11 protein-coding genes are annotated in these 11,841 nt (G+C 51.0%); 10 read left to right on the forward strand and 1 reads right to left on the reverse strand.

The window, feature by feature from the left end; genetic code table 11:
* Positions 1–335: 335 nt before the first annotated feature.
* Positions 336–2,357 carry an excinuclease ABC subunit UvrB gene (gene uvrB / locus H511_RS0113600; protein WP_027252795.1) on the reverse strand — a complete coding sequence of 674 codons (2,022 nt, stop codon included), beginning with the start codon at positions 2,355–2,357 and terminating at the stop codon, positions 336–338.
* A gap of 664 nt (positions 2,358–3,021) precedes the next feature.
* Between uvrB and rsxA the strand changes: the two genes are divergently transcribed.
* The 10 genes from rsxA to H511_RS0113655 all read left to right on the forward strand — a co-directional run bounded on the left by rsxA (position 3,022) and on the right by H511_RS0113655 (position 11,804).
* Positions 3,022–3,603 (forward strand): electron transport complex subunit RsxA, encoded by a 582-nt coding sequence (gene rsxA, locus H511_RS0113605; protein WP_027252796.1) that lies wholly within the window; start codon positions 3,022–3,024, stop codon positions 3,601–3,603.
* A 2-nt stretch (positions 3,604–3,605) separates the two neighbouring features.
* On the forward strand, positions 3,606–4,190 hold the full coding sequence (rsxB, locus tag H511_RS0113610; RefSeq protein WP_027252797.1) for an electron transport complex subunit RsxB: 585 nt from the start codon (positions 3,606–3,608) through the stop codon (positions 4,188–4,190).
* Positions 4,191–4,195: 5 nt separating this feature from the next.
* Complete coding sequence (rsxC, locus tag H511_RS23415; RefSeq protein ID WP_036759682.1) at positions 4,196–6,712, forward strand: electron transport complex subunit RsxC; 2,517 nt, start codon at positions 4,196–4,198, stop codon at positions 6,710–6,712.
* Entirely contained in the window at positions 6,712–7,758 is a 1,047-nt protein-coding gene (rsxD, locus tag H511_RS0113620; RefSeq protein ID WP_027252798.1) for an electron transport complex subunit RsxD, read from the forward strand. The genes rsxC and rsxD overlap by 1 nt, the downstream gene beginning before the upstream one ends.
* 11 nt (positions 7,759–7,769) lie before the next feature.
* A complete protein-coding gene (rsxG, locus tag H511_RS0113625) occupies positions 7,770–8,402 on the forward strand; it encodes an electron transport complex subunit RsxG (RefSeq protein WP_027252799.1) in 633 nt (210 codons plus the stop codon).
* Positions 8,403–8,407: 5 nt separating this feature from the next.
* Positions 8,408–9,112: an electron transport complex subunit E gene (locus H511_RS0113630; RefSeq protein ID WP_036759683.1), complete on the forward strand. Its 705-nt coding sequence runs from the start codon at positions 8,408–8,410 to the stop codon at positions 9,110–9,112.
* A gap of 116 nt (positions 9,113–9,228) precedes the next feature.
* Positions 9,229–9,870 (forward strand): endonuclease III, encoded by a 642-nt coding sequence (gene nth, locus H511_RS0113635; RefSeq protein WP_027252801.1) that lies wholly within the window; start codon positions 9,229–9,231, stop codon positions 9,868–9,870.
* Positions 9,871–9,892: 22 nt separating this feature from the next.
* The gene (gloA, locus tag H511_RS0113640; protein WP_027252802.1) at positions 9,893–10,285 is read left to right on the forward strand and encodes a lactoylglutathione lyase; all 393 of its coding nucleotides are present in this window, start codon (positions 9,893–9,895) and stop codon (positions 10,283–10,285) included.
* Positions 10,286–10,733: 448 nt separating this feature from the next.
* On the forward strand, positions 10,734–11,345 hold the full coding sequence (locus tag H511_RS0113650) for a superoxide dismutase (RefSeq protein WP_027252803.1): 612 nt from the start codon (positions 10,734–10,736) through the stop codon (positions 11,343–11,345).
* A 15-nt stretch (positions 11,346–11,360) separates the two neighbouring features.
* On the forward strand, positions 11,361–11,804 hold the full coding sequence (locus tag H511_RS0113655) for a DUF2753 family protein (RefSeq protein WP_027252804.1): 444 nt from the start codon (positions 11,361–11,363) through the stop codon (positions 11,802–11,804).
* Positions 11,805–11,841 lie beyond the last annotated feature (37 nt).

The following is an 11,841-nucleotide window of genomic DNA, read 5'->3' on the forward strand; positions in this document are numbered from 1 at the left end:
TTGCTGCCTGCTGACTTTTGTATTATCGGCCATTTACCATTTCGCATTGCAAATCGGTTTGCAAAATGCAAAAAACTACCTCTAGTATAACTTTTTTGTGCTGACATGGTGACCAGAAATCCCAAATAATCACTTTTCGGGACACATTTAAAAGTTGGCACGCTTGCTGCATTAATATAACCGACTCGATAGAGTCAACCTAGCCAACTGACGTTGTTTGTGGAATATTTTCACTTAAACAATGATGCCAACCGAACGATTTACGGTTGGCTTTTTTTTGGCTGCGTTTCAGCAGAAGGGCAGCAGAAAGCCACCCTCAGACGGGGAAAGTATCTTCAGCTGTTAGCGATGAACTGCTCGCGAAGCGAATGAATTTGATCACGTAACTGTGCTGCTTTCTCAAATTCCAGTTCCTGCGCCATATCATACATTTGCGCCTCCAGTTTCTGGATTTCAGTTTCCAGTTCCTGCGGCGACATAAGGTTATAGCTGCCCCGGCGTTCCGCCACTTTATGCAACTGTTCCGCTTTGCTGGCGCGGCGTGTACGCCCTTTGCCCAGTTCCATGATATCCGCAACCTGCTTATTCAGAGCTTTAGGTTCGATACCTCTTTCCTTGTTATACGCATCCTGCTTCTCCCGGCGCCGCTCGGTTTCAGTCATTGCACGCTGCATGGAACCCGTGATGCGGTCGGCATACAGAATGGCTTTGCCCGACAGGTTGCGCGCAGCCCGGCCAATGGTCTGAATCAGCGAACGCTCAGAGCGCAGAAAACCTTCTTTATCAGCATCCAGAATGGCCACCAAGGACACTTCCGGCATATCCAGACCTTCTCGCAGCAGGTTAATGCCAACCAGCACATCAAATTCACCCAAGCGCAAATCACGAATGATCTCGACCCTTTCGACGGTATCAATGTCCGAATGCAGGTATCTGACCCTGACGCCATGCTCATCCAGGTATTCGGTCAGATCCTCGGCCATACGCTTGGTCAGAGTCGTCACCAGCACCCGCTCATTAATCGCGGCACGGAGTCGGATTTCCGACAGCAAATCATCCACCTGAGTGGACACCGGCCGGACTTCAATAACCGGATCCAGCAACCCTGTCGGACGGACAACCTGCTCCGCAATATCGTTACCGGATTTATCTTTTTCATAATCGCCGGGAGTGGCCGAGACATAAATCGTCTGGGGTGCCAGAGATTCGAATTCTTCAAACTTCAGGGGCCGGTTATCAAGGGCAGAAGGCAGCCGGAAACCGTACTCAACAAGATTTTCCTTGCGGGAACGGTCCCCTCTGTACATGGCGCCTATCTGAGAGACAGTCACGTGCGACTCATCAATAATCAGTAAACCGTCAGGCGGCAGGTAATCAAAGAGCGTTGGCGGCGGCTCGCCTTCGGCACGGCCACTGAGATAACGAGAATAGTTTTCGATACCCGAGCAGAAACCAAGCTCATGCATCATTTCCAGATCAAACTGAGTACGCTGGGCAATTCGCTGCTCTTCCACCAGTTTATTATTGTCAATGAGTTGCTGACGACGAATAGCCAGATCGACTTTAATTTTTTCAATCGCTTCAAGGATACGTTCGCGTGGTGTGACATAGTGGGTCTTAGGATAGATAGTTGCCCGCGGCATATCTTTTTGAATGATCGCGCCGGTCAGCGGGTCAAACCGGCTGATGCAATCTACTTCATCATCAAACAGCTCAATACGAATCGCATCATGGTCGGATTCAGCAGGAAAGATGTCGATCACCTCGCCTCGTACCCGAAAGTTACCGCGCTCAAAGGCGAGATCATTGCGTGTGTACTGCAGTTCCGCCAACCGCCGCAGAATATCTCGCTGATCCAGCATGTCGCCACGCCGCACATGCAACATCATTTTCAGATAAGAGTCTGGATCGCCCAAACCATAGATAGCCGATACAGAGGCAATAATCACCACATCCCGGCGCTCCATTAATGCTTTCGTAGCAGATAAACGCATCTGTTCGATATGTGCATTCACAGAAGAATCTTTTTCTATGAAGGTATCCGTTGAAGGCACATAGGCCTCTGGCTGGTAATAATCGTAGTAAGAGACAAAGTACTCAACCGCATTATCAGGAAAGAATTCTTTCATTTCCCCGTAAAGCTGCGCCGCCAGGGTCTTATTAGGTGCAAGTATCAGAGTCGGCCTGTCGGCGCTGGCAATGACATTGGCCATAGTAAAAGTTTTCCCTGAGCCAGTGACACCCAGCAGGGTTTGGTGTGCCAGACCGGAATCCAGACCTTCCAATAACTGTTGTATGGCTGTCGGCTGATCCCCGGCCGGGGCAAATGCAGAAGCCAGATTGAAGGATTTACTCATGACATCATCCGAAAAGTTCAGGTAATTGGATCTGAGTCCATTGTGAGGCCGCCAATATACTTGTCAACCAAGAAAGGTGAAATCAGCTATTGACCCAGACAAAATGTCGACGTAACATCATGCGCCTCAGTAGCCCGCCTGCTGACTGATCACTGTCAAAAAAGTGATAGACCATGTCAAATTTCCAGCTAAATTATACGCACTGCGAATAGATTACCATCCACAGCTTATCCTCAATCGGCATTTTTTCATTCACAGTCACCTGATTATGAAAGCTGATGTAGAGCTATAATTCTAATTTGATTTTTTCAGCTTTATCGTTTTCTTTCTTACTCCTCTGAAACAGCAGCTTATCTGCTCCCGATGATATCGATTACAAATAGATTACTCATAAAGAAAGTGTCCCGGTTTTCCGTTTACCCGACCACAATCAACACAGTTATCCACAGTTTCCGTGGATAACTAGCCCAACCCCTTGTCTCTTCTGGTTTAGCAAAGATCAAGTCATTTTTTCCTGATCTGACACGAGACGCTTTAGGAGCGATTTACGCCTCAATTTGGCTAAAAGAGCAACAAACTTGAAAAACCCTTTAGCTGAGGAGTTGTTATAGCCGTCACAAAGGCAGATAATGTACCGATCACTGGCAAGCATAAAAAAGTTGGTATGACGGAATACCTGTTACTTCTGATCGGCACCGTACTGGTCAACAACTTCGTTTTGGTCAAATTTCTGGGACTCTGCCCGTTTATGGGAGTGTCTAAAAAACTGGAAACGGCCATTGGTATGGGGCTCGCCACGACGTTTGTTCTCACACTCGCTTCTGTGTGCGCGTATTTGGTCGAAGCTTACATTTTGCAGCCTTTAGGCATTCAATACCTGCGTACACTCAGTTTTATTCTTGTGATCGCGGTTGTTGTTCAGTTCACTGAAATGGTCGTACACAAAACCAGTCCGACACTGTATCGGTTACTGGGCATTTTTCTGCCCCTAATCACCACCAACTGTGCGGTTCTGGGTGTCGCTCTGCTCAATATCAATGAGCGTCATAATTTCATTGAATCGGTAGTGTACGGGTTTGGTGCTGCTGTCGGTTTTTCTCTGGTGCTCGTGCTCTTTGCGGCAATGCGTGAACGTATCGCAGCTGCCGACGTCCCCTCACCATTTAAAGGCGCATCCATTGCTATGATAACGGCAGGTCTGATGTCGCTCGCCTTTATGGGCTTTACCGGACTGGTTAAACTGTAATTATGAGTGGAATCTTAATTGCCATTATAGCTATCGCTGTCCTTGCGGCGATTTTTGGTCTGATCCTGGGCTTTGCGGCTGTTCGCTTCAAAGTCGAATCGGATCCTGTTGTTGAACAGATTGATGCCATCCTGCCGCAGACCCAATGCGGTCAATGTGGCTACCCTGGCTGTCGTCCTTATGCCGAGGCGATAGCCAATGGTGATGAGATCAACAAATGTCCTCCGGGCGGACAGGCGACCATAGAAAAGCTGGCCGATTTAATGGGGGTTGAAGTCAAAGATTCAGCCCATGACGCAGAAAAAAGCATTAAAAAAGTGGCCTTTATTCATGAGGACATGTGTATCGGCTGTACCAAGTGCATTCAGGCCTGTCCGGTTGATGCTATCGCGGGGGCAACCAAAGCCCTGCATACCGTTATCAAAGATGAGTGTACCGGCTGTGATCTCTGCGTTGCTCCCTGCCCGACAGATTGCATTGAAATGATCCCGGTTGAATCGACGCCTGAAAGCTGGCGCTGGAATCTGGATCAAATCCCCGTGGTCAACCTTCCTGCCACTGAGCACCACGGTAATAAGGTAGAATAACCGTCATGCTGTCTATTATTGAACAACTCAAATTAGGAAAGCTTTGGGATTTTCCGGGTGGTATCCATCCGCCAGAACAAAAAACACAATCAAACCAAAGCCCGGTTTCAGAAGCCTTTTTACCGGATGAGCTGGTTATTCCGCTCAAACAACATCTGGGCGCAGTCGGTAGTCTGTCTGTTGCTGTGGGTGATAAGGTACTCAAAGGCCAGCCGCTGACGCATACCGATGTCGCTCTGAGCGTTCCGGTACATGCACCAACATCCGGTGTCATTGCTGCCATTGAGGCAAGAACCATAGCCCACCCTTCCGGCTTGTCTGATCGCTGCATCATCCTCAAGCCCGATGGAAAAGACAGCTGGGGCCCTAAGCACACCATAGCCAACTACCTTGAGAGCGAGCCGTCTGATCTGATTGAGCATATCCGCAGCTGTGGTATTTCCGGTATGGGCGGTGCAGGCTTTCCTACCGCACGCAAACTGCAAAGCGCGTCAGGTAAAACGGATCTGTTAATCATTAACGCCGCCGAATGTGAGCCTTATATCACGGCCGATGACCGTCTTATGCAAGACTATGCCGATGAAATTGTGGAAGGTATCCGCATCATCAGCTATATCCTCAAACCCAAAATGACCGTCATCGGAATTGAAGATAATAAACCGGAAGCCATTGCAGCGCTGACTCAGTCGGTAAAAGAACAAGACAATATACTGATCCGAGTGATCCCGACCAAATACCCGTCGGGTGGTGAAAAACAGCTGATCAAGATTCTGACCGGAAGAGAAGTTCCGACTCAGGGGATCCCGGCGGATATTGGCATTATGATGCAGAATATCGGCACCGCGCACGCGATAAAAAAAGCCGTCATTGACGGCGAACCGCTGATTCAGCGTGTGGTGACGATAACGGGTCAGGCTGTCAGTACGCCCTGTAATACCTGGGCTTTGCTTGGCACCCCCGTACAGGCATTGCTCAATCGCTACGGCTATAAGATCGATAAAAAACAGCCTCGCGTCATTATGGGCGGCCCTATGATGGGCTTTACCTTGCCACACACTCAGGTCCCCATCACCAAAACGGCTAACTGCATCCTCGCGCCAAGTCGCAAAGAGCTCAGTGCGCCGGGCGATGAAATGTCCTGTATCCGTTGTACTGCCTGCGCTGAAGCCTGCCCGGTTTCCCTGTTACCCCAGCAGTTACAGTGGTATGCCAAAGACGGCGACTATGACAAATGTGAAGAATATAATCTGTTCGACTGCATAGAATGCGGGGCTTGCGCCTATGTTTGCCCCAGCGAAATTCCTCTTGTTCACTATTACCGCCAGGCCAAAGCGGAAATCCGCCACAGAAAACAGGATGCGTTAAGTGCCGAGCGTGCCAAGCAGCGCTTCGAGGCCAAAAACGCCCGGATGGAACGGGAAAAAGAAGAGCGTGAGCAACGCTTCCAGAAAGCGGCGGAACAACGTCGCAAAGACATGGCAGCCAAAGGAGGCGATGATGCTGTGGCCGCCGCGATTGCTCGCGTAAAAGCGAAAAAAGAAGCAGATGCCGGTGCGGAGGTGAAACCTGCTGTGGCTGCCGCAATTGCCAAAGCCAAAGCCAAACAGGCTGAGGCGCTGGCAAAAGCACAATCAGCGGCACCGGGTGACACCGCCCAGCCAGACAACAGTGAAATGGCAAAACTGCGCGAAGAGCGTAAGCGCCAGGCCCGGGAACAGAAAGCCGCCAAAGCCGCGGCTGAAGCCAAGGCGCCGGTAAGCGAGCCTGAAACAGCCAAGCCGTCAGAAGCCGATCCGAAAAAAGCTGCCGTTGCAGCCGCCATTGCCCGCGCCAAAGCCCGTAAAGCGGCGCAAGCGGCTGAGCCGCAAGCTCAGTCGCAGACCGATAAACCGGCTGAAGCCGCACCAGACGAGCAGGAAAAAGCTGACGCTCCGGCCGATGCGAAAAAAGCCGCTGTCGCAGCAGCCATTGCCCGCGCCAAAGCCCGTAAAGCGGCCCAAGCAGCTGAATCGCAAGCTCAGCCGCAGGCTGATAAACCGGCTGAAGCCGCGCCAGACGAGCAGGAAAAAGCTGACGCTCCGGCCGATGCGAAAAAAGCCGCCGTCGCGGCCGCCATTGCCCGTGCCAAAGCCCGTAAAGCAGCGCAAGCAGCTGAACTGCAGGCTGAATCGCAGGCTCAGTCTCAGACCGATAAACCGGCTAAAGCTGCGCCAGACGATCAGACAACCTCTGACGCTCAGGCCGATGCGAAAAAAGCCGCTGTTGCAGCCGCCATTGCCCGCGCCAAAGCCCGTAAAGCGGCCCAAGCAGCTGAATCGCAAGCTCAGTCGCAGACCGATAAACCGGCTGAAGCAGTAGCAGACGAGCAGGAAAAAGCTGACGCTCCGGCCGATGCGAAAAAAGCCGCCGTCGCGGCCGCCATTGCCCGTGCCAAAGCCCGTAAAGCGGCGCAGGCGGCAGAGAAAGCAGCCGCTGAGCAGAGTGCGGAAAACAACAACAAACCCAACGAGGAAAACAAGTAGTGGCTTTTAATATTGCCAGTTCTCCCCATGCACACAGCCGACGCAGCACCAATGACATCATGCGAAATGTCATTCTCTGCTGCGGCCTTGGATTTGCCGCCCAGTGGTATTTTTTCGGATGGGGTGTTGTCTTTCAGGTTTTATTGGCAGGTTCGCTGGCGGTACTGGCGGAATGCCTTGTCCTGACAATACGTAAACGCCCTCTTCGTCAGGTTCGGGACAACAGCGCATTATTGACCGGCATTCTGCTGGGTCTGTCCATACCGCCTCTGGCACCATGGTGGATAGCCGTCATTGGTATTTTCTTTGCCATCATCGTTGCCAAACACCTGTACGGCGGACTGGGGCAGAACCTGTTTAATCCGGCCATGGTTGCTTATGTGGTGCTGTTGATCTCCTTCCCGGTTCCTATGACATCCTGGCTGCCTCCGGCTTCAATCAGTGATCATCCGGTGACTCTGATGGAAAGCCTGCATGTGATCTTTACCGGCTTTACTGCTGATGGCTTCAGTGTCCACCAGCTGCGAAACGGCATTGACGGCGTAACTATGGCCACGCCGCTGGATACCCTGAAAACCGCCATGACAGCCGGTTTTACCACATCAGAAGCGATGGAAAGCCCGGTCTTTGGTACGCTGGCAGGTATCGGCTGGACCTGGGTCAATGTGGGTTTCTTGCTGGGCGGTATGGTACTGCTGAAACTGCGAATTATTCAGTGGCAAATTCCGGTCGCCATGCTGTCGTCACTTTTCGTGATCAGTTTTCTCGGATACATGATCAGTCCGGATGGCGCTGCATCCCCCTTGATTCACCTGTTTTCAGGGGCCACTATGTTAGGGGCCTTTTTCATTGCCACTGATCCCGTGTCCGCATCCACCACTCTGCGCGGACGCCTTATTTTCGGTGCCATGGTTGGTATTCTGACCTATCTGATCCGCACTTTTGGTGGTTTCCCGGATGGCGTGGCCTTTAGCGTACTCTTGGCCAACATGTGTGTTCCGCTGATCGATTACTACACCCGTCCGCGGACTTACGGTCATTCTTAGGAGCGCCCATGATACTGAAAAACATGCAAAAAAATGGTGGCATTCTGGCTGTTTCTGCTTTGCTTGCCACTGCCCTGGTCGCCCTGACGCATCAGGTCACTGCGTCGCGTATCCAAGAGCAGGAACAGAAGCAGCTGCTGCAGGTGCTCAACCAGGTTATCCCTAAAGAGAATCATGACAACGAGCTCTACAAAAACTGTATATTGATCAGCGATCCGGCATTTCTTGGCACCAGCGAGCCGATGCCGGCCTATCTGGCGACCAAAAACGGTCAACCGAATGGCGTTGCCATTGAAGCCATCGCGCCGGATGGTTACAGCGGTGCGATTAAGGTGATTGTCGGGCTGGATATGATAGGCACAGTCACCGGGGTACGCGTACTGGCGCATCAGGAAACACCGGGACTGGGCGATAAAATTGACACCCGGATCACGGACTGGATTTACAGCTTTACCGGACGCAAACTTAACGGTGAAAAAGACCCGGCATGGGCCGTACGTAAAGACGGCGGTGATTTTGATCAGTTTACCGGTGCCACGATTACCCCGCGTGCCGTGGTGAATGCCGTTAAGCGAGTGTCGCTGTATTTTAACCAGCATCAGGATACGCTTTTTACTCAACCGGCTAACTGCGAAGGAGCCTGAGCAAAATGAGTTCAACACCAAATAACGAACTGATGGCTAACGGGCTGTGGCACAACAACCCGGCTATCGTGCAACTACTGGGCTTGTGCCCGCTGCTGGCAGTCTCAGCCACGGTTACCAACGCCCTTGGACTGGGTATTGCCACCACTCTGGTGTTAGTGGGCTCTAACCTGATTGTGTCTCTCATTCGGGAGTGGGTGCCAAACGAAGTCCGCATTCCGATCTTTGTGATGATCATTGCGGCGCTGGTCACCTGTGTCCAGTTGCTGATGAACGCTTACACTTACGGCCTGTTTTTGTCCCTGGGGATCTTTATTCCTCTGATAGTGACCAACTGCATCATCATTGGCCGCGCCGAATCCTTTGCCTCAAAAAATGCACCTATGCCAGCCTTGATTGACGGGCTCTGGATGGGGCTGGGCATGACATCTGTACTGGTGGTGTTGGGTGCAGGACGTGAGATTCTGGGCAACGGCACCTTGTTTGACGGGGCCGACCGGCTGCTGGGTGACTGGGCATCGGTACTGCGGATAGAAATTTTCAGCACTGAGAACAATTTCCTGCTGGCAATGCTGCCACCGGGCGCCTTTATTGGTGTCGGCTTCCTGATTGCCCTAAAGAACATTATTGACAAAAAACAGGCAGAGAGAACAAAGACCGCAGAGAAGAAACCCGAAATCGAGCGGGTTCGTATTACCTCTGCGAACTGATTTTCACGAGCCTTTCATTATGGTGGAAGCTCAGCAACATTGATCATGTGTGACTGGCATTCCCTGCACTTTCACTCTGTGCCAGCCACCTGTCCTGCCGAACTTAGGAAGCGAGCATGAATAATCAGAAACGCGTTCAAATCCTTGAGCGATTGCGGGCGAATAACCCGCACCCGGAAACGGAGCTTCACTGGAGCAATCCGTTTGAATTGCTGATAGCCGTATTGCTGTCAGCGCAGGCAACCGATGTCAGCGTCAACAAAGCCACCGCCAGGCTGTATCCTGTCGCCAACACACCGGAAGACATGCTGGCGCTGGGGGTCGAGGGTGTGAAAGAGCACATCAAGACCATAGGTCTGTTTAATTCTAAAGCTGAAAATGTCATCAAAACCTGCCGGATTCTGGTTGAAAAACACGGCGGTGAGATCCCTGAAAACCGTGAAGCACTGGAAGCCTTGCCGGGCGTCGGCCGTAAAACCGCCAATGTCGTGCTCAATACCGCTTTTGGCTGGCCGACGATTGCTGTCGATACCCATATCTTCCGGGTGTCAAACCGCACCAAATTCGCCATGGGCAAGAATGTCGACGAAGTCGAACAAAAGCTGCTGAAAGTGGTACCGAAAGAATTCAAAGTTGATGTCCATCACTGGCTGATCCTGCATGGACGTTACACTTGTGTGGCCCGCAAGCCCCGCTGCGGTAGCTGCATTATTGAAGATCTCTGTGAATTCAAAGACAAAGTCTATCCCGCTGAATAAGCTCTACTCTGAGGAGAAAAAAATGGCAAACGGACGCATTCTGCACACCATGTTACGCGTGGGTGATCTGGACCGTTCAATCGCTTTCTACACAGACATCATGGGCATGAAGCTGTTAAGAAAGTCGGATAACGAAGCCTATCAGTACACTCTGGCTTTTGTCGGTTATTCGGATGAATCCGAAGGTGCAGTCATCGAACTCACTTACAACTGGGGCACCAGTGAATACGACATGGGCAACGCTTACGGTCACATCGCCATTGGTGTCGATGATATCTATACCACCTGTGAGGCCATTAAAGCTTCTGGGGGAAATGTTACCCGCGAACCTGGGCCGGTCAAAGGCGGCACAACGCATATTGCCTTTGTGCGTGATCCTGACGGTTATCAGATTGAACTGATCCAGCGCAGCTGATTCACCTCATACCACGCATACTGCACATATACGAAAAGAGGGCAGGATGATTCCTGCCCTCTTTGACCACACCGATGAGTTGCAGATCTGTTAACCCCATCTTCTCAGCCTGTTCCTAAGTAATGAGCTTTAATAATGAGCTGATTCTGGGTAGCTACCGCAACCTCCTCTTTCAATGTTTCTAAGCCGCTATGCACTATATCTTTGTCATCCGCAAAGACAGAGGAAGCGACGAGCATTATCACCATAGCCAAAGAGTTGCCGTTTCATTTTTTCACCACGCTTTTTCTATTGTTATGTCGGATCAACGATCCTTGCTTCTATCAATTTAGCGTGTTCTGGCTATCTCTCATCTTCAATAATGAGAACTGGCATAAGTAGTTGACTTATCACTATTGATAATGAGAAGCGATCTCATTATTATTTTCAAAATACAGGAGGAACACTTATGTCATTTACTTTCCCAGCATTACCCTATCCCTATGATGCGCTTGAACCCTATATTGATGCCAAAACCATGGAAGTGCATCACAGCCGCCATCATAAAACCTACTTTGACAAATTCATCAGCGCCATTGAAAACACCGATCTCGAACAACTCACCCTCAAAGATATTTTTGCACGAGTCTCCGAATGCAGTCCTGCGGTCAGAAATCACGGCGGGGGCTACTACAACCACAACCTCTACTGGCAGTGCATGTCACCCAATGGCGGCGGACAGCCTGTCGGTTTGCTGGCAGAAGCGATTCGATGCCACTTCGGCAGCTTTGATGATTTTAAAACCGCCTTTTCAGACGCGGCTGCCGCTCACTTTGGCTCAGGTTTTATCTGGTTGTCGGTCACTGACGGGCGACTGGAGATTTCCTCAACCGCTAATCAGGACAATCCCCTGATGGATGTGGTGGAAAACCGCGGTACCCCAATCCTGGCCCTCGATGTATGGGAACATGCTTACTACCTGACGTACCAGAATAAGCGTCCTGACTACATCAGTGCCTGGTGGCAGGTAGTTGACTGGGATCAGGTAGAACAGCATTACCTGGATGCACTTCATCAATAAGAAGGAAATGTAATCATGAACGTGTCACGGTGGGAAATGCACACCTTGCTGGCAGCAGAAGCAGAGAAAAACCATAAACCCATGATGTCAGTGATCCATTATCAGCTTGCTCTGTCGGAATCGCAGCAATTGGAACCTGTCGATGGGAGTCTGGATGAGCTGGAAGAATTACTCGCCATCAAAGTGACCGCCTGTCATAACATGGCCAGTTTTTGGCGAAAGCAGGGAGACGGCGACTACGAACTGAAGTATCTGCAACTGGCATCCGAGCAGATCATGGCGCTGATTCCGCAATGCCCTAACCGTGACTGTGAAGCCTTTATCAGCTCTTTGGGCTGCTGTAAGTCGGCGCTGATCGATTTTCTCAAACGCCACCCTAACCCCAAAGTGGCAAAACAGGTGGCGCATATCACCACCAGCAACCAGTGTGAGCTTATCGCCAGGTTCCGCTTGCAATGAGCGCCCTATTCCCTCATTCGCCGTTACTGACGGATGA

Origin of the sequence: Photobacterium halotolerans DSM 18316 (assembly GCF_000425165.1) — a bacterium.
In the GTDB taxonomy this organism is placed as follows: Bacteria; Pseudomonadota; Gammaproteobacteria; order Enterobacterales; family Vibrionaceae; genus Photobacterium; species Photobacterium halotolerans.